The sequence below is a fragment of the Nostoc sp. genome (assembly GCF_036917935.1).
GTDB lineage: Bacteria > Cyanobacteriota > Cyanobacteriia > Cyanobacteriales > Nostocaceae > Nostoc.
Map to the genome: position 1 here is coordinate 1 of NZ_JBALEL010000043.1, position 19,064 is coordinate 19,064.

Below are 19,064 nucleotides of genomic sequence, written 5' to 3' on the forward strand. Positions count from 1 at the left end.
GCAGTTAAGTCATCCGATTAACTAATTAAAATTTCCCCTCAGTAACTTTAAAAATTGAGGGGTTGTTAAAATTCGCCAACGGTTATTAGAGTGAACTTGAAGTATTAGAGCGGATTGCAGAGAAGATTGATCGGATTTAAGTTAACGGCTGCCTCGTGATATGAATTAACGATGCTCCCGGTTGTTTCAGGCTTTTCTTAATTATCCTGCGATCGTCAATAGACCAGAATGTAAGGGCACAGCAATGCTGTGCCCTTACGAAAGATGTGGTTTTTAAAGTTACGCATATTTAATATTTATTGTCAATGCCTAAGTCATATTTACCGAGAAATTGGGTTTAAAGCCCCGTCATAAAGGACGGCTTTCAATTAATTAGTGTACCAATGCACTATACTAATAATAGTGGAAAGGTAATCAACCACTTAAAAAACCTAGGTGTCGAGAGACAAAGCACTGAACCTTGATAATTGAATCTATGCGGTTCTACTGCATTGTTCTAGTTTCTTCCTAGCAGTAGGTAAAAGATTCATAGGGGCTAGACGACTCAGAATTTTGGAACAAATTGTTTCAAGCAAAACAGGACTTGCAGGAATGCAACTACCGAGGGGCACTCGGAAAGTTAACGCTTGGGGAGAATCCCACCTCTGGTCTAGATGACGCAAGGACTCTAGATTAAGTGGTTTCGTTGAACCAAGAATCCCTGTCGATTTATCGCGGGGAGTGTCAAATCTTTGGTGTAGGAATACTTCCGAAGGTGTATATTTACACTCAATCCGCATTAAAATATATACTTTATAGATAAGCTCTAATTATGCCGATTTAATGGCATGGAGTCACTGCAATGTCAATTGATGAAGTTAGAAATCAGCAAAATAATGATCTAGCTCAACCCGCTACAGACTTAATAGAAAACCTAGTAAAGGCAAAAGACAAGAAAAAATCTAAAAAATCAAAACGGATTTTTGATGGTAGCACAAAAGCTTTTAACAAGAAAATTCCCAAAAAGACTTTTGAAACTGAACTAGAGCAACTCCAGGTTGAGCTAGTCAAAATGCAATACTGGATTAAGCACGTCGGTTATCGCGTTGTCATAATATTTGAAGGGCGCGATGCTGCCGGCAAAGGAGGAGTAATTAAACGGATTGCCGATCCTCTCAATCCTCGTGGCTGTCGTGTAGTTGCTCTGGGAACCCCCTCCGATCGTGAGAAAACTCAGTGGTATTTTCAGCGTTACGTGCAACATCTTCCGACAGCTGGCGAAATAGTCCTCTTCGATCGCAGTTGGTACAACCGAGCCGGAGTTGAACGGGTGATGGATTTTTGTACTGAAGCAGAATATCAAGAATTCATGCAATCTTGCCCGGAATTTGAACGAATGCTGGTGCGATCTGGCATTGTTTTAATCAAGTACTGGTTTTCCGTCAGCGATGAAGAACAAGAGCAACGCTTTCTTTCTCGCAGTCACGATCCAGCAAGGCGCTGGAAACTCAGCCCGATGGATTTGGAATCACGTAATCGCTGGGTAGAATTCTCCAAAGCAAAAGATACGATGTTTGCTTACACAAATATTCCAGAAGCCCCCTGGTTTACAATTGAAGCGGATGATAAAAAACGTGCGCGACTCAACTGCATTCATCATTTGTTGAGCAAAGTTCCTTACGAAGATATGACACCTCCTCCGTTAGAGCTTCCGTCTAGACCTGTGGCTGAGGATTATCTTCGCGCACCCCGTAATGAGCAGTTCTTTGTTCCTCAAGTGTATTGAGCAAGATTCCTGAGTCAATACTATGGCGTACAGTGACTTTACTCTAGAAAAAGTTTCGGCTGTTTTGGGAATCACCACCCAAGAAGCAGATTTGTTTCCCAAGCTTGTACCTCTTTCTATTGCTTCGTGGTTAAATGAAACTTTAGGAAAGCGAACCCAATTAGCTCTGATTAGTGAAAAGGCTCGGAGTGAATTTATTATTGTACCGATTTTACTAGCCTGTCGCGATCTCAGCCAAGATAGCTTGGCTATTTTCTCTGGACAAAGACTTGACGTTGATCCTGCACAGGGCTTGATTGGGGAATGTGATTTTATTTTAGCAATGGCTCCACCTTTACCACCGTTGCGATCGCCAATTCTTACTGTTGTGGAAGCGAAGAAAAATGATGTTGAAGCTGGGTTAGGACAGTGCATCGCCCAAATGGTAGCGGCGGATTTCTTCAATCGTTCATCTGGACAAACAGAAATACCCATCTATGGATGCGTGACAACAGGAGAAGTATGGCAGTTTCTTCAACTTTCGCAAAAAGTGGCCTTGCTTGATCAGCAAAGATATTACTTGGATAATGTCGGAGCTATTTTGGCAATTGTACAGACAATCGTTCAGCAATTTAGTAGTTAATTTGGATAACACTTTGTTCTCGCAAGTGGAAGAAATAATGCAAAGTTTCAACCTTGATCAAACCATCACCGCTTGGTCATCCATTGCCGAAAACGTCTTTGTTCCTCACACAGAAGAGGAATATGAACGCTTGGTTGAGATCCTTGATTGTCTCATCGATCAAGTTGGTGAAGACGAGACGCATCCACTCGCGTCTCTAATGGAAGTTATTGGTGTTTTAATTGAAAACTACGAAACTGAGTATATTCCTGAGTTAGAGGTGATCGCTTAACTTCACCCAGTATGAATATACAGTGGCGTGTTGTCGAGTAAAGGCGATCGCAACAACAGTCTACTTCTTTTACTGTGATGTCTAAGACGGGCTATTCGGTGATCGCACTATCTCGTAAATTAGTTTTATTAACACGCAATCATCGGGATTTGGGCAAAGTACCCGGATTGTTAATTGAGGATTGGACAGTTTAATACGATCGCATACCCTCATCACGCGATCGCAACCTGGTTGTCGAGTGAATGCATAAGTGTAGACCGTCGTAGACATCGCGATAACGATCTACTTCTTATGCATCTCACAGATAATCTTTAAATGTTGTCAAGTTGGGGCGATCGCTACAACGCTCTACTTCTTGTGCATCTCACACACAATCTCTAAATATGCAGTAGAGTGTTGTTGAGTTGGGGCGGATGGGCAACCTAGATGAATGAAGTTGGTTAAGGCTATGTGGCAAGAGAAAATTGGGGGTATTCTCGGCTTTATCTTGATTTTTGGTGGAATATTTTTCTTTCGCGGTTGTGGTGAAATGATTCAGGTGTACGATTCAGTAACAATGAAACGCGAAAACTGGAGTCCTTTCAGAGAACTGACGGCTGATCGTAGTCCGAAGCATCAGGCTCAAGCGAAATTGATTGCTGGATTCTATGAAGCTTTCCCACAGAAAAAGCGATCGCCACAGACTAATCAAGATGTCTTAGAGACGTCAGACAAGTATTGTGAACTAAAAGCTGGCATTACACAGAAGGGACAAATTTTTGCTTCCATGACTGGGCAGTTGCAACGACTTCTTGAAGAGCCATCAGCAACAAGCATAGCGGATGAACTCTTGCTCAATCTAGTTACGATATACGCTCTTGCAAACTCTTATCTCTGTCCTAACAGAGGTGTTCAAGTTTCTATTCGTCCTGAAGCTCCAAAAAGTTACCTTTCTGCTGTCAAGCAACAAGGTTTTGATACTCAGGATGTCCGTAGTGAATTTCATCAAAAACCAGATGCAACTTTACTCGTAGCCGGATACGGCTCCTGTGCTGATATCTACGAAATGGGCTTTAAACAAGCATTGGAGAATAAAACAGCATCTTTCAGTAACACTCATAACATTAAGGTGATCTATAATGCAGCTCACAAGCATTTATGCTCTGATGCCAAGTAAGTAAAGTGGAGATTTACAAAATGGACTCAGCAGAGGAATATCTTAAAGGAACAGAAAGTGCAGTTATTAAAATTTTTGAGGGGATTGATTCATATCTCCAAATTTTGCATGATTCAAAGCCACCTATCTACGTAGGTAATGCTGGAGATACTTTAAACCAAAGACCTGTCTATAAAAACTGGATGGCTGCAAATCAACCTGAAATCCAATCATCACTCAAAGCACAGAAAGAATTCTGTGCGGAAAGTTTTGCACTTGCTACACTATGCGGTTCTGTACTGCAAATTGCTGCAATGGGAATTCAATGGTTTTCTAAAAATGAAAAGATCCCTGAAAACTTATCTGAAGCTTTATACTCATTGATAAAGCCTGGAAAAAAAGTTACTAAATTCTGCATAGGTCGGAGGGTTAGAAATTTACCTATTGGGCTAGCAATCTACGCTGGTCGTAATCAGTTTAATCATATAGATGATGAAGAACTTAGAGAACCAAATATAACAATCTTTAATCTTCTTGCACACAATTATGATGCTTCTACAGACCAATCTCCTAAAGATCCAGCATTTGACTTAGAAAATGGTAACTTAATTAATTTTGCTAGCAATATTACAGCACTTCTTAACTGGAGAGATTACAAGTCTTATTACTCTGATATGCATTCGCTAATAGTTACTGTATAATCTGCTTTTTAACCCTTTTGTATGACGATTGCCTACCTTGTCTCTCCTTCAAAGCGATCGCCCCATTTAATCTAAAAAATCGTCATTTAAAATAGTTTTCAATTTAACAGTTTTTCTTAAAGCAAAATGCAAGCAAAATCTCAAAACCAGACTCCATAAGAGTTATACTATTTAAAGCATCAAAATAGATTGTTACTACATAACCCTACAACTCGCATTTAGGCTAGAAATAGGCTCTTTTTTCTCCCGCCGCCAAAAAAAATTGCATTACTATGATGTTGAAGTGCGTTGGCGCGTAGCCCGCCGGAGGCATCGCTAGGTTCGGAGTAATCCCAAGAGTGCATTTGACGGAAAGGTAGACCCATCTTTTGGAAGACGTACTTCTCTTTCACACCAGAGGCTACAAGGTCGGGCTTGAGCGCTTTGATAAATTCCTCGAATTCGTAAGCGGTAACGTCGTCATAAACGATGGTGCCGTTTTCGATGTAGCCAGCAGTACGTTTGTAGTCATCGTTATGAGCGAACTCATAACCAGTACCTATCATCTTCATGCCCAAGTCTTGGAACGCTGGGACAACGTGGCGAGGACGTAGACCACCAACCATGATGGCAACAGTCTTACCTTCCAAGCGGGGGTGATACTTAGCAAGTACCGCATCCATTGTTGGCTGATACTTGGCGATGACTTTCTCAGCGTTTGCTTGGATTGTCTCGTCAAACTTGGAAGCGATTTCCCGTAAAGATTCAGCAATCTTAGTGGGGCCGAAGAAATTGTACTCAAGCCAGGGTATTCCATAAGCTTCTTCCATGTGACGGCTGATGTAGTTCATCGACCGATAACAGTGGATGAGGTTCATCTTCACATTGGGGGTCATCAACATTTCGTTGATGGTGCCATCACCTGACCACTGAGCGACTACGCGCAAGCCGATTTCTTCTAACAGGATGCGGCTGGCCCAAGCATCTCCACCGATGTTGTAGTCACCGATAACGGCTACGTCATAAGGGGTACCTTCAAACTTGAGTGTACCGTCTTTCTTGGCTTGGTCGGATTTGGTGAATACCCAGTCACGAACCATGTCGTTAGCAATGTGGTGTCCCAAAGATTGGGAAACACCCCGGAAGCCTTCGCAACGCACAGGTACAACTGGCTTGCCAATTTCTTTCGATGTCTTGCGAGCAACAGCTTCGATGTCATCCCCAATTAGACCGATGGGACATTCAGATTGAATGGAAACACCACGGTTAAGGGGGAAAAGTACATCAAGTTCTTGGATGAGCTTGGTAAGTTTCTTGTCACCACCAAAAACGATATCTCGTTCTTGGAAGTCGGAGGTGAAGTTCATGGTACCAAAGGAGTCAATACCTGTGGTACCGATGTAGTAGTTACGACGACCAGACCAAGAATAATAACCGCAACCTACAGGTCCGTGGCTGATGTGGATCATGTCCTTAATAGGACCCCAGACCACACCTTTAGAACCGGCGTAAGCACAACCACGAGCGGTCATTACCCCAGGAAGGGATTTAACGTTAGACTTAACGCCGCAATCGGACTTACCTTCTTCGTATACGTTTAAGTGTTTTTCCCGCTTTTTAGCGGCTTTTTCAGGATAAGCACTGAGAACTTCTTTAATTAGTTCTTTTCTTTCTTCGATGATGTTTTGATTTTCTGGAGGTGTCATACTTAGCCTCTGTGACTTGTAAGGATCGGGGCATAGGGGGACTAGGAGTCCCCTCTAAGGTTAGGGGGGAGATGGAAGGGAGAGGATAAAAGGGAAGATATGAAACTCTTCCTTTTTCCTTGTGCTAAAGCGTTATTTCTTAGCAGCGAATTATACTACAGGAACTTCAGTAGCACTCTTACCAACTAGCATTGCGGTATTTTCGTCGCTTTCGAGGATACCGAATTCAATCAACAATTCTTCTAGTTCTTCCATTTCGATGGGTGTAGGAATAGATAGATTTTTGTTGTCGATAATCTTTGTAGCCAATGTGCGATATTCGTTAGCTTGGTTGCTTTCTGGTGCGTACTCGTTAACAGTCATCCGGCGCAATTCTGCGTGTTGAACGATGTTGTCACGGGGTACGTAGTGAATCATTTGGGTGTTCAACCGTTTTGCCAAGGTTTCGATCAAGTCGATTTCCCGGTCTGTGTTACGGCTGTTACAAATCAAACCACCCAAACGCACGCCACCAGTGTGAGCATACTTGAGAACACCACGAGCAATGTTGTTTGCAGCATACATCGCCATCATTTCACCTGATGTCACGATGTAGATTTCTTGTGCCTTGCCTTCACGGATAGGCATTGCGAAACCACCGCACACAACGTCACCTAATACGTCGTAAGATACGAAGTCTAGGTTTTGGTAAGCACCATTTTCTTCTAAGAAGTTGATGGCGGTGATGATACCACGACCGGCGCAACCTACACCGGGTTCTGGACCACCAGATTCAACGCAACGAACGTCACGGAAACCGGTCAGCATTACTTCTTCGAGTTCGATATCTTCTACTGCACCACGTTCTGCGGCGAGGTGAAGAACGGTGGTTTGAGCTTTGCTGTGCAGCATCAAACGGGTGGAGTCAGCTTTCGGGTCGCAACCGACGATGAGGATGCGTTGACCCATTTCTGCCATAGCTGCTAAGGTGTTTTGGGAGGTGGTAGATTTACCGATACCGCCCTTACCGTAGAAAGCTATCTGTCTAATCTTTTCTTCAGTCATGATTCGTGTTTCCCTGCAATTGGTTGGTTGGTGGGTATGCGCGTTTGTCAGTTGCGTTCACGCCAGTTGAGCGACAGTAGTGAGCGCGTGTAGAGCATCGTTGGTACAGTTGGCATAAATGCCTGCTGGGGGCGATCGCTCCACAGCTAAAATGATCGAAAGTAAGTACATATATTTCCTGGCTAAATTTTTTTCTTTTGTCCCTAGTCATTAATCATTTATCCTGACTAATGACTAGGAGATTACGCAATTTACAAATACGTCATAATGTGTTTCAGCTTGCAAGATTCAATAGGACTTGATGTTGTTATTTGTCAACAATCAATGCATAAGTCCGATTACTTGTTCAAAATAGCGCCCTTCATATTTGTGACGCGCTCTAGTGCAGCTTTGGTGTCTTCTGCTGACTCTCCACGCACAGCCATTGCTTCACCGAGATGCTTGGCGATCGCATCGAAGTGTGGTTGCTGTAGATTCATTCCCGCGTGGGTTTTGTCCATTGGACGACCGGCGTATTGCTTTGGCCCTTCAAATATCTGAGATAAGAAAGCAACTAGATGATTACGTTGCTTGACCATATCTGTACCAGCAAAAATGGGATTGAGGAGGCTGTCTGTGGCAATGCGTTTGTGGAGTTCATCTACTATTTGTTCAATAGCTGGTTGTCCGCCCAGTTTGTCGTACAATGTACTCATATCCTGTTCCTTTGAAGCGAGTTAGATGATGAAATTTGCTTTTTAGGCGCTTAATCTATGAAGCCTATATGCTGTTAGCCGTAATAGTGATAGGACTGATACCAATTCGTAATTCGTAATACCTTGGGGGGAGCAATCCTTCGGGTGTCTACGTAATTCGTAATTAAGAGAGTTAGATTTGAATCTGTGACTTTCTTTTGGCGAATTGGTATGAAGCATTGAGTGGAGACAATGATTCGGTTCAAATCCTACTTTCTGTTCCTGGCTGAATGCATATTAGGGCGTATTTGTAGAGTACGTTAAGTCAAGAAAGCAATTCCTAAACTGCTTCGACTACAAGGCTCTTGCTAACACGATCTTGTAATCTGGCTTCGATCGCAATTTTTAGAGTTGCTGTACTACTAGAACAGGAACCGCAAGCACCTTGCAGCACAACTTTAACGCGATCGCCTTCGACATCATAGAGTTCTACGTCTCCCCCATCTGCGATGAGTACGGGTCTGACTTCTTCATCAAGAACCTTTTGAATTAGAGCAATCTTTTGGACGTTAGTTAGCGATCGCTCTTTAGACGTAACAATTTCTGTGGCAACTTTGACGCCGTAATCGTTGAGAGCAGGTGAGGCGTATTCCTGTTGAACTGATTTAATTATATCATCAATGTTCGCCAAACAGGAACCGCATCCACCACCAGCTTTCACATAATTTGTTACCTCTTCGGCACCAGTGAGATTATTTTCTAGAACGACGCGGCGAATTTTGGCCTCGCTGATCCCAAAGCAACTGCAAACTAACGCGCCTTCATCATCCTCATCATGGGTAGCTAGAGGTATGCCACGGTAATTATAGATAGCGGCTTCTAGCGCTTCTTGTCCCATGACAGAGCAGTGCATCTTTGCTTCTGGTAAACCACCCAGGTAATCTGCAATGTCTCTGTTGGACACTTTCAGGGCTTCATCTAAGGTTAAACCTTTGATCATTTCGGTTAATGCACTAGAAGATGCGATCGCACTAGTACAGCCAAAGGTTTGAAAACGAGCATCTAGAATCTTATCAGATTCTACTTCCACTTTCAGGTGCAATCTCAGAGCATCACCGCAAGCAATGCTACCGATTTCTCCCATTGCAAGCTTAACCCCAGGTTCGCCAGATTCTTCAATGGCTCCCTGATTCAGGGGATTGTAAAACAGTTCTAATACTTTATCAGTGTAGTCCCACATAATGAATTTTAGATTTTAGATTTTGGATTTTAGATTGGGGGAGTGGGGTATTGCTTCCATTCTCGATTATGAGGCGCGTTTTCAAACCTTTCCTTAAGCACCCCAGTCTTTGGAGATCCCCCCAACCCCCCTTAAAAAGTGGGGCTTTTAGAGTTTGTTTTCTCTTCTTAAAAAGCCTTACTCTGAGAGTTTCTTTCCCCCCCTTTTTAAGGGGGGCTAGGGGGGATCTTCGAGTTTGAAAACAGTCCCTAGCGATGCGCCAGTGCTTGCTCTTGTTCTTGCAGCCAACCCGCATTATCATTTTTGAAGGGTGAGAGGGCGCGTAAACGTTCCACAATGCTGGGCATTACCTCGATCACTTGATCGATTTCGGCTTCTGTGGTGTAGCGACAAAGGCTGAAGCGAATGGAACCATGCAAAGTTGTGTAGGGTAAGCCCATTGCCCGCAGGACATGGGAAGGTTCCAGTGAGCCGGAGGTGCAAGCAGAACCGGATGATGCACAGATACCGTATTTATTCAAGGATAGTAAGATAGCTTCACCTTCAATATACTTGAAGCCGATATTTGTGGTGTTGGGCAATCTCTGCGTAACGTCACCATTGACAACACAATCGGGAATTTTAGCTAGTAAAGTTTGTTCCAGGCGATCCCGCAGCTTTATTTCTCTTTTGGTCGCTTCTTCTAAGTGTAACAGTTCTAGTTGGGCAGCTTTGCCCAAGGCGATAATTGCTGGAACATTCTCTGTTCCCGCTCTACGTCCGCGTTCTTGGTGTCCCCCAAGAATGAAGGGACGGAACCGAACCCCGCGCCGGATATATAAAGCACCAATTCCTTTGGGGCCGTGCAGCTTGTGACCAGACAGGGTTAGCATATCTATGGTGCTAGTCTTCATATTCAAGGGGATTTTTCCCACTACTTGCACCGCATCTACATGGAAGATAGCACCATATTCTTTCACCCGCAACCCAATTTGTTCAATCGGGAAAATCGTGCCAGTTTCATTATTAGCATACATAATTGTCACCAAGGCGGTGTTACCCGTCAAGGAAGCTTCTAGTTCATCTAGATCCAACTGCCCTTGATGATTTACTGATAGATAGGTAACAGTGTAACCTTGGGTTTCTAATTGTTTGCAGACATTGAGTACTGCTGGGTGTTCAACTTGGGTGGTGATGATGTGTCGCTTTTCTGGTTGCGCCAAAAGTGCGGCTCGAATTGCGGCGTTATCTCCCTCAGTTCCACAACTTGTGTAGATAATTTCTGACTCATCGGCTCCCAGGATGGCTGCAAGTTGTTCTCTTGCGGTTCTCACTGCTTTACCGACTTGCCCACCAAAGGTATGCATACTGGAGGGATTGCCGTAATAATCTGTGAGGTAAGGCAGCATTACCTCTATAACTTCTGAGTCTACCTTAGTGGTGGCATTATTATCGAGATAGATGCAGTTATTTTGCATTGTTGTCTTGAATTAAGAATTACGAATTATTTAAGCTTCAGACCCCACTGATTGGGATTGACGCTTTTGCAACTGTTCGGAGTATTTCTGGGAATAGCTGTTAAACCAAAGTTCCCAGTAATCTTGTTTATTTGTTAATTTAGCAACTACGCGGTTGTAATCGGCAAACCAGCCTTCCCAATAGTCGCTAGGCTGCTTAACGCAACCGTCGCATGTAGGACAACCAGCTTTACACTGAGGCATGGTATGAATGCTACCAATACAATTTGTACAAAGTTCAGGGTCAATCCAGTGCTGTCCATCAACCACTTTAACTGCATTTGTGGGACATACAGATAGACAGAGATTGCAGGAAATACACTGGCTAGTAAGAATTTTGTAAGCCATGATTTATTCTCCTTTTTTGGGAATGGGGCAGTGGGGATTGGGCATTGAGGATTGGGTTTAGGGTAGGGCATTAGGGATATACTTCTTGTCCCATGCCCTATGACGCCAGTCGCCTCAAGTCGGCAGAGCCGCCCGGCACAGGCTCCCCCATGCCCCATGCCCTATTCTTTATTCCCTAATTCTTTAACGTATTGCTCGTAGAATTCCAAAGCAACCTTTTCAATCACATCGTAAGCTTCAACACTTTCTATTCCAGCTTTTTGCAATTTTTCTTGAGGACTGTTACCAATCTTGGAGGCTAAAACTGCTTTGCAATCTGCGATCGCTTTCATAATATGCTCAAAAGTAGCTTCCTCGCCGTATCCACCTTGGCAGTATTGGTCAATTTTGCGATGACCGACAAAGCGAACTTCGTTTCCACCCACTTCGTAAATTTGGAATTCTTTGGCATGACCGAAGTGTTGGTTAACTAATCCGCCGCCTTTGGTTGCGACTGCAACTAGGATTTTAGGACTATTGGCAATTTTCTTACCGGCTAGCGCCTTGTCTTTGGCGACTTTCAGTTCTTCTTTAAACTTCTCAATCCCGTCGTGAACTTCTTGGCGTTTATCCATGTCATAGTCTGGAGCCATTTCCAAGAATTTCTCTTTGGAAAATTCCTGACTGCGGTCTTCTCCCAACAATCCTACGGCATCGGCACGACACTGGCGACAGTGACGCATCATTTTCATGTTACCAGAGCAATTGTCTTGAACTTCTTTGAGTTCTTTGGGTGTGGGGCCGCGTTGACCAGTTAAACCGAAGTGTGTGCCATGTTCTGGTGCAGAAATCAATGGCATGATGTTGTGCAAGAATGCACCTTTCTCACGAATGACTCGATTCACTTCGACTAAGTGATGGTCATTAATTCCGGGAATCATCACCGAGTTGACTTTACACAAGATGTCAGCATCTTTCAGGGCTTGTAATCCTTCCATCTGTCTTTCGTGGAGAATTCTTGCGCCTTCAATGCCTCTGTAACGCTTGCGGTTATAGTGAACCCAAGGATAAATCTTAGCACCGATCTCTGGATCTACCATGTTAATGGTGATCGTAACGTGATCTATATTTAATTGTTTAATGCGATCAACGTAGTCAGGCAGCATTAAACCATTGGTTGATAAGCACAGCTTGATGTCTGGCGCTTGGGCTGCAATCAACTCAAATGTGCGGAAAGTCTTATCTGGGTTCGCCAGAGGGTCGCCAGGGCCCGCAATTCCCACAACTGTCATTTGGGGAATCTTGCCGCCAATGACCAAAGCTTTGTGTGCTGCTTCTTCTGGGGTTAGCAATTCGCTAACTACTCCAGGACGGCTTTCGTTAGCGCAATCATATTTACGGTTGCAATAGTTGCATTGAATGTTGCAAGCTGGTGCAACTGCAACGTGCAACCGGGCATAGTGGTGATGGGCGTCTTCGCTGTAGCAGGGATGTTTAGCAATGCGTTCTTCGAGCTTTTGATCCCTTTCCACGGTGGCGCTGCTGGGGCTGTCGCAGCCGCAACCACCGGATTTTGCTTGGGTTGTCGATTCCGTAGCGTTGGAGTTGAGGAGTCGTGTAGACGGTGATGTCATTGAGTTTCGCAAAAGGTCGGTGGACTTGGCTGCCACTGTGGGAGATGTTGTTGCTACTCTTATATGCCCAGGAATTGAAGTCGCGTCTTTCACACTGCCTGCAACGCCTGGGTTTGGGCGACTTGTTTTCAAGTAAGGCAGGCGATATCTATTTGATGTTCGGCTGGTGTGTGTCAACGTTCGGTTCTTGGGTAGAATTTGTGTTTACAGCCGCGACTTCTCTTCACTTCAGGCATGGTGCTATGTCATCCCTCCACTCACTCTTCGCTTTGTTTTGTGTCAGAGCGTTAAGTGATTGGCGATATAAGATTTATAGCAGCCATCTCCCAGCCAGATGTTGCGTCTCTCTAGGATAGAATTTATTGGATTTATTACTTTTGTACTCAAATAACAAAAACCCTAATTCTTCAAGCATTACAAGGATTAAAAATTTATTTTTCGGGTAGGGGTTCTAGTATTTTTTGGTTGGGGTTCTAGTGTTTATAGATGGGGGTTCAGGATTTATTTGTACTCGGCTAAAACCCAATCCCAGCAAGGACTTTAACTAACTTAAAACTGGGTTTGGGTTATTTAAATGTGTACTCACATTGCCCTCAAATTCCGTCAAAAGCAATAAATGCCAAAGGTTTGAGGGTGAAAAACTGGAGTAGTCTATATTGTTCTACTCCAGAAAAAAAGCGAAATTCAATTCTGTATCTAACATATCATTTTTTTGAGGGTAAAAATGCAATTCATATTTTTTTAATTTTTGCTTTGACAATGATATTCAATTGGGGTTGTAAGTCTTATCTGGTAAGCTATGTGAGCAGATAGAAATAGAGGCGTTGCTGCACATTATTTTCAAAAAACTTAACTTTTAACTCCTTTTTTTTCATTCCCACAATGAGGAGATGGCTAAGAAACTCTCAGATTTTGTGTTTGAGAGAAACAACAAACTATAATCTAACATGATTGTGCGATCGCAATGAATTTTCTGAATTGCTCACTACAAACCTTAACGAAAAACCTAACGGGTAGGGAGGAAATTCAAAGTCTCTCTCCTCTGAGTAGAGAGAAATAGAAGTGAGGTTTTCCAGATACCGCTTTTTGTTGCGTATACTATTTAGCTACAATCAAACCAAGCGTGAAAAAATCTTAGTTATGATAGCCATCCGCCAACAGCCGCCAAAAATGACCGTTGAGGAATATCTCGAATGGGAACCTCAGCAAGACGTTCGCTACGAATATGCCAATGGCGAAGTATTTGCCATGACAGGCCGTACAATTCCCCATAACGACATTGCACTAAACTTGTACACTGCTTTACGCCCACATTTGCGTTCCAGAGGTTGTCGGGCTAATGTGTCAGACGTGAAAGTGCAACTCACTCCCCAGAGCCGCTACTATTATCCTGATGTTATTGTCAGTTGCGACCCTCAAGACCTGAATGCCCGCAAATTTATTCAACATCCCAAGCTGATTGCTGAAGTTCTTTCCCCAGGTACAAGCGCTAAAGATCGGGGTGAAAAATTCACTTATTATCTGACAATCCCCAGTTTGCAAGAGTATATCTTGATTGACTCGGAAAAAATCTCCGTTGAGCGTTACTGTCGGGGTGAGGGTAGAATGTGGCTTTACTATCCCTACACGGCTGGAGATATGCTAACTCTATCGAGCATTGAATTTGAGTGTCCAATTGAACTGCTGTATGAAGGTGTTGTATTTACCACTGAAGAATAAAGAGTCTGATTGCGCCTAACATCTTCGTTAAATGCCATACGTAGGCGTAGCCCGTCCTAGATATCGCTACACTGTAGTTATAAGCTGTGTAAGTTCATTCAGCAAAACAGGGTAGCAGGAGGAATGCGATGAAAGCAGTCGTTATCCGTCGGTATGGCGCGGCTGAGGTCTTGCGGTATGAAGACGTGGAGCAGCCGAAAATTGAGCCAACGCAGTTACTTGTGAAAGTTCGTGCTAGTAGCGTTAATCCCATTGATTGGAAAATTCGCCAAGGGATGTTGAGTTTGATTACTGGCAGCAAATTCCCGAAGATTCTGGGGTTTGATGTGGCGGGAGAAGTCGTAGCCGTTGGCTCTGGTGTCACACGTTTTAAACCAGGAGATGCTGTCTATGGCAGTACTAATTTCCCTGGAGGAGGTTATGCCGAACTTGCAGCCGTCCCAGAAAATTTGGTGGCTCTCAAACCAACGAATCTATCTTATGAAGAAGCTGCGGCTGTGCCTTTAGCAGCGCTCACGGCTCTGCAAGCACTCCGAGATCAGGGAAATATTCAAACAGGGCAAACTGTCTTGATTAATGGTGCTGCGGGCGGTGTAGGCAGTTTTGCAGTACAAATTGCTAAGGCTTTAGGGGCAGTGGTGACGGGAGTTAGCAGTACTAAAAACTTGGATTTGGTGAAATCTCTCTTAGCAGACCGCGTGATTGATTATACGCAGCAAGATTTCACCAAAGATCCAGCGCAGTATGACATTATCTTTGATGCAGTGGGAAAGCGATCGCTTTCACAAACTAAAAGAGTCCTCAAACCCAATGGAATTTATATCACCACAGTACCCAGCCCCGAAGTCTTCTTAGAGAGCGTCTTAACAGCGTTTCTTCCTGGTCAAAAAGCTAAATTTCTCTTTGAGAAACCTAACACTCAAGACTTGATTTATCTGAAAGAATTAATTGAAGCGGGTAAAATAGGTGTGGTGATTGATCGCACATATCCTTTACAAGAACTAGCGGCAGCTCATAGTTATAGCGAAACTGGGCGGGCAGTGGGGAAAATTGCGATCGCGGTTTCCAGTTGATTGCCAGTCCCGTTATCAGGGGAAATTGCCAGTAAAGTTCTGCAATTCACCCAAAATGCTGTTATTCAAAGCTTCACTGCCTCTGAAACGATGGTTTAGTTCAAAAGGTAGAGTTGGCGTTAACAGTGAATGCAAAGAAAATTTGGTACTACTTGACCTGTATAAACGATATGATGTTATCTAGGCCATTTGCAAGGTATTTATAATCACCAGCCGTATACTCGTGGCATAGACCACCAGTTTCATGTTGGCATACACGTACCACTGTATTTGGTGGTACACTTAATGAGCTAATAGTATCATTACCAACAATATTTAAGTCACCTTTGTTAGCTTTGTATACTCCTGGAGTTGTAGGAAAAGACTGGGAAACTCCAGCAAAGTTAGAGTCTCTGTAGACCTTAACCTGTTGTGACGGCGTGTAGGAGAGCTTGTAGATGCTGCCGCTGTAGTCATCCGAAATTAACAAATTACCTTGCTGATCTACTACCATATCCACGGGTCGCCCCCAGATTCCTTGCGTTCCTGAAACTACCCAACCGCTGACTAAATCCATCTCCTGCTCTGGGGTCTTTGTTGTAGTGTTCCAGGGGAAGTAAGCTATTTTGTAGCCCGTTTTCTTCTGCCGATTCCATGAACCGTGCAGCCCCGCCACTACCCCAGTTGAGTACAGGCTGGGAAAATTGGTATTTTGTAAGAATGTTAGTCCCAAGGGAGCGGAATGGGCTGGGATACCCTTGCTAATCCTATCCATTGCATTGCAATTAACGTGTCCATCAGCATTGAACTGATAGTCGCGGTCAAATGGCATATTGTTGAGGCCATTTGAGGTGTCAGGATTGGGGTTGCAGAATGGCCAACCATAGTTACCGCCATCTCGGACTTTTGTAAACTCCTCTGGCGGGTGGTCGTCTACGTAGGAGGGGATAATCTTACCGTAATTGCCACTGCTATCGTTGAAGGGATAGGCAATATTATCTCGATTATTAACGACTACCCAAAGATCATTTGTGTTAGGTAAGAATGCTAATCCTTCGGCATTACGTAAACCTTGGGCAAAAAGCCGCTGATTGGTTCCATTAGCGTCGTACTGGTAAATCGCACCACGCTTTGGGTAACTGACAGTATCTTCTTTACAGGCATTGCACGTAGAGGCGATCGACACGTATAGTTTGTGATTGGCATCAAGTGCGATATTTTTCAGTTCGTGACCATAAGCACCTTTGAGTTCCGATGTGCTGCCGTCCGGTAAGCCAATTACAACGATTTGGCGATTTTTTGCGATTAAGTCTCCAGAGTTGTAGATGAAGCGGTTAATTTGATGACTCTCAGAGATATAAATGTATGTGGTGTTGTCAATCTTATGAAACACAATATCGTGTGGTTTGCGTAGACCCGTCACAAAATCAGAAATAATTGGGTCTTTGCTGCCGTTTGACCGGACAATTAACACTTTACCCTTGCTGGGCTGTGACACTAGAAGATCCCCGTTGGGAGCAACTGCTATGAAGCGAGCTGCCTCAATGCGAGCATAAACAGAGATGGAGAAGTTGGGCGGCACTTTCAAGTAACGGTTAGTATCAAAGGGCCAATAGCTCATTGTACTTGGCACTTTCACCTTGATTTCGACAGACGCAGGGGGCGGGTTGCTGAACGCTGCGGTGGTAAGAACCTCTAAGGATATCAGACTAAGTAGCGATGCGGATAGTATGCGTCTAAGCATCTGTGTTGTGTTTAAAGCAAATGCAACCATTTTTAACTTTCCTCTAGCTTGGTGGTGATTTATATTACACGTAACTCTCGGCTAGCCGATTTGACCGAGAGTTTGCATAAAGCTAACTCAGAGGTACTAGTTTTTTAAAATACTTAAGATATCTTCATGTACTTCGATTTTTCTCATATCATGTCCGCATAATTACTTATAAGTACCCACGGTCATTGCATCCCAGATGCCAATTGCGTCTCCCCCAAAGAGACAAACGTAGCTTTTTCTCTTTGGGGTGATTCGGGTTTAATAAGTAATCAAGCAGACATGATATAACTCATCAAAAAATGGGTGAACCGAGAGTAAAGGCAGAGCGATCGCTTTTTCAAAGCAAAATTGCACATATCCCTTGATAGAACTAGCGGTGGCTCATGGTTATAGCGAAACTGGGTGTGCTGTGGGGAAAATTGCGATCGCTCGGCATAGATCCAGATAATCTTGATTAATCGCGATCACCAGAATTTTTCCATTTTGCGAATAATATTACTGACTTTTTGAACAAGTTGGCGATCTGGTTATTTCTCAAGCTGTTTAATGCGCTTTAGAGCATCTTGATAGTTGCTTTCTTTTCCTTGTTGCTTATACAAATCGGCAGCTTTACGAAAATGTCTAATTGCAGCTTGCTTATGTCCTAAAGCAGAGCGAGCTATACCCCGGTTGTGGTAAGCATCTGCATAGTTGGGATTAATTTTGATGGCTTGAGTGAAATCTTCAATTGCTGCTTGTTTGTCTACTAAAGCATAGTGAGCTTTACCCCGCAAGTAGTAAGCATCTGCATCGTTGGGATTAATGTTGATGGCTTGAGTGTAGTCTTCAATTGCAGCTTGGTGATCTCCTAATCGACCGCGAGCTAAACCCCTGTTGTAGTAAGCATCTGCATAGTTGGAATTAATTTTGATGGCTTGAGTGTAGTCTTCAATTGCAGCTTGCTGATCTGTTAATCGACCGCGAGCTATACCCCGGTTGTTGTAAGCATCTGCATCGTTGGGATTAATTTTGATAGCCTGAGTGTAGTCTTCAATTGCAGCTTGCTTATCTCCTAATCGACCGCGAGCTAAACCCCGGTAGAAATAAGCTAGTGCATCGTTGGGATTAATTTTGATAGCTTGAGTGTAGTCTGCAATTGCTGTTTGCTTATCTCCTAAAGCAGAGTGAGCATTACCCCGGTTATTGTAAGCACCTACATAGTTGGGATTAATTTTGATAGCCTGAGTGTAGTCTTCAATTGCAGCTTGCTTATCTCCTAATTCATAGCGAACTAAACCCCGGTTGTTGTAAGCAGCTGCATAGTTGGGATTAATTTTGATGGCTTGAGTGTAGTCTTCAATTGCAGCTTGCTTATCTCCTAATTCACCACGAGCTACACCCCGGTTGTTGTAAGCAGCTGCATAGTTGGGATTAATTTTGATGGCTTGAGTGAAATCTTCAATTGCAGCTTGCTGATCTCCTAATTCACCACGAGCTACACCCCGGTTGCAATAAGCTAGTGCATCGTTGGGATTAATTTTGATAGCCTGAGTGTAGTCTTCAATTGCAGCTTGCCTATCTCCTAATTTATAGCGATCTACACCCCTATTGTGGTAAGCGTATAGAAAGTTGGGATTAAGTTTGATGGATTGGGTGTAGTCTGCAATTGCTGTTTGCTTATCTCCTAAAGCAGAGTAAGCATTACCCCGGTTATTGTAAGCACCTGCATCGTTGGGATTAATTTTGATAGCCTGAGTGTAGTCTTCAATTGCAGCTTGCTTATCTCCTAATTCATAGCGAGCTAAACCCCGGTAGAAATAAGCTAGTGCATCGTTGGGATTAATTTTGATAGCTTGAGTGTAGTCTTCAATTGCAGCTTGGTGATCTCCTAATTTATAGTGAGCTAAACCCCGGTAAAAATAAGCTACTGCAAAATCGGGATTAAT

16 protein-coding genes are annotated in these 19,064 nt (G+C 43.5%); 7 read left to right on the top strand and 9 right to left on the bottom strand.

The genetic code is table 11. The annotated features are described in order from the left end of the window. The first annotated feature begins 841 nt into the window (after positions 1–841). The 5 genes from ppk2 to V7K62_RS19155 all read left to right on the top strand — a co-directional run bounded on the left by ppk2 (position 842) and on the right by V7K62_RS19155 (position 4,494). Positions 842–1,765: a polyphosphate kinase 2 gene (gene ppk2 / locus V7K62_RS19135; RefSeq protein WP_334866727.1), complete on the top strand. Its 924-nt coding sequence runs from the start codon at positions 842–844 to the stop codon at positions 1,763–1,765. A gap of 22 nt (positions 1,766–1,787) precedes the next feature. Further along, positions 1,788–2,387, top strand: coding sequence for a hypothetical protein (locus tag V7K62_RS19140; protein WP_334866729.1), 600 nt, complete (start codon positions 1,788–1,790; stop codon positions 2,385–2,387). 37 nt (positions 2,388–2,424) lie between these two features. Then, a complete protein-coding gene (locus V7K62_RS19145) occupies positions 2,425–2,658 on the top strand; it encodes a hypothetical protein (protein ID WP_334866731.1) in 234 nt (77 codons plus the stop codon). Between the two features lie 430 nt (positions 2,659–3,088). Beyond that, complete coding sequence (locus tag V7K62_RS19150; protein WP_334866733.1) at positions 3,089–3,814, top strand: hypothetical protein; 726 nt, start codon at positions 3,089–3,091, stop codon at positions 3,812–3,814. A gap of 20 nt (positions 3,815–3,834) precedes the next feature. After that, positions 3,835–4,494, top strand: a complete 660-nt coding sequence (locus V7K62_RS19155) for a hypothetical protein (protein WP_334866735.1) — start codon at positions 3,835–3,837, stop codon at positions 4,492–4,494. Positions 4,495–4,712: 218 nt separating this feature from the next. Here V7K62_RS19155 and nifD read toward each other — a convergent pair whose 3' ends face one another. The 7 genes from nifD to nifB all read right to left on the bottom strand — a co-directional run bounded on the left by nifD (position 4,713) and on the right by nifB (position 12,594). Further along, positions 4,713–6,179, bottom strand: a complete 1,467-nt coding sequence (nifD, locus tag V7K62_RS19160; RefSeq protein WP_334866737.1) for a nitrogenase molybdenum-iron protein alpha chain — start codon at positions 6,177–6,179, stop codon at positions 4,713–4,715. 150 nt (positions 6,180–6,329) lie between these two features. Further along, positions 6,330–7,223, bottom strand: a complete 894-nt coding sequence (nifH, locus tag V7K62_RS19165; RefSeq protein ID WP_334866738.1) for a nitrogenase iron protein — start codon at positions 7,221–7,223, stop codon at positions 6,330–6,332. 338 nt (positions 7,224–7,561) lie between these two features. Then, positions 7,562–7,918, bottom strand: coding sequence for a globin domain-containing protein (locus V7K62_RS19170; RefSeq protein ID WP_292793125.1), 357 nt, complete (start codon positions 7,916–7,918; stop codon positions 7,562–7,564). Between the two features lie 319 nt (positions 7,919–8,237). Further along, a complete protein-coding gene (gene nifU / locus V7K62_RS19175; RefSeq protein WP_334866740.1) occupies positions 8,238–9,137 on the bottom strand; it encodes a Fe-S cluster assembly protein NifU in 900 nt (299 codons plus the stop codon). Between the two features lie 248 nt (positions 9,138–9,385). Continuing rightward, on the bottom strand, positions 9,386–10,594 hold the full coding sequence (gene nifS, locus V7K62_RS19180) for a cysteine desulfurase NifS (RefSeq protein ID WP_334866742.1): 1,209 nt from the start codon (positions 10,592–10,594) through the stop codon (positions 9,386–9,388). Positions 10,595–10,624: 30 nt separating this feature from the next. After that, entirely contained in the window at positions 10,625–10,981 is a 357-nt protein-coding gene (locus V7K62_RS19185) for a 4Fe-4S binding protein (RefSeq protein ID WP_334866744.1), read from the bottom strand. Between the two features lie 161 nt (positions 10,982–11,142). Further along, complete coding sequence (gene nifB / locus V7K62_RS19190; RefSeq protein WP_334866755.1) at positions 11,143–12,594, bottom strand: nitrogenase cofactor biosynthesis protein NifB; 1,452 nt, start codon at positions 12,592–12,594, stop codon at positions 11,143–11,145. 1,140 nt (positions 12,595–13,734) lie between these two features. Between nifB and V7K62_RS19195 the strand changes: the two genes are divergently transcribed. Continuing rightward, a complete protein-coding gene (locus V7K62_RS19195) occupies positions 13,735–14,313 on the top strand; it encodes a Uma2 family endonuclease (RefSeq protein WP_334866746.1) in 579 nt (192 codons plus the stop codon). A gap of 128 nt (positions 14,314–14,441) precedes the next feature. Then, on the top strand, positions 14,442–15,386 hold the full coding sequence (locus V7K62_RS19200) for an NAD(P)-dependent alcohol dehydrogenase (protein ID WP_334866748.1): 945 nt from the start codon (positions 14,442–14,444) through the stop codon (positions 15,384–15,386). A 148-nt stretch (positions 15,387–15,534) separates the two neighbouring features. Here the strand turns inward: V7K62_RS19200 and V7K62_RS19205 are convergent, their stop codons facing one another. Together V7K62_RS19205 and V7K62_RS19210 are read right to left on the bottom strand one after the other, a co-directional pair. Next, a complete protein-coding gene (locus V7K62_RS19205; protein WP_334866750.1) occupies positions 15,535–17,139 on the bottom strand; it encodes a PQQ-dependent sugar dehydrogenase in 1,605 nt (534 codons plus the stop codon). Positions 17,140–17,666: 527 nt separating this feature from the next. Then, positions 17,667–19,064 (bottom strand): tetratricopeptide repeat protein (locus V7K62_RS19210; RefSeq protein ID WP_334866753.1); only part of this gene is annotated, 1,398 nt, incomplete at its 5' end.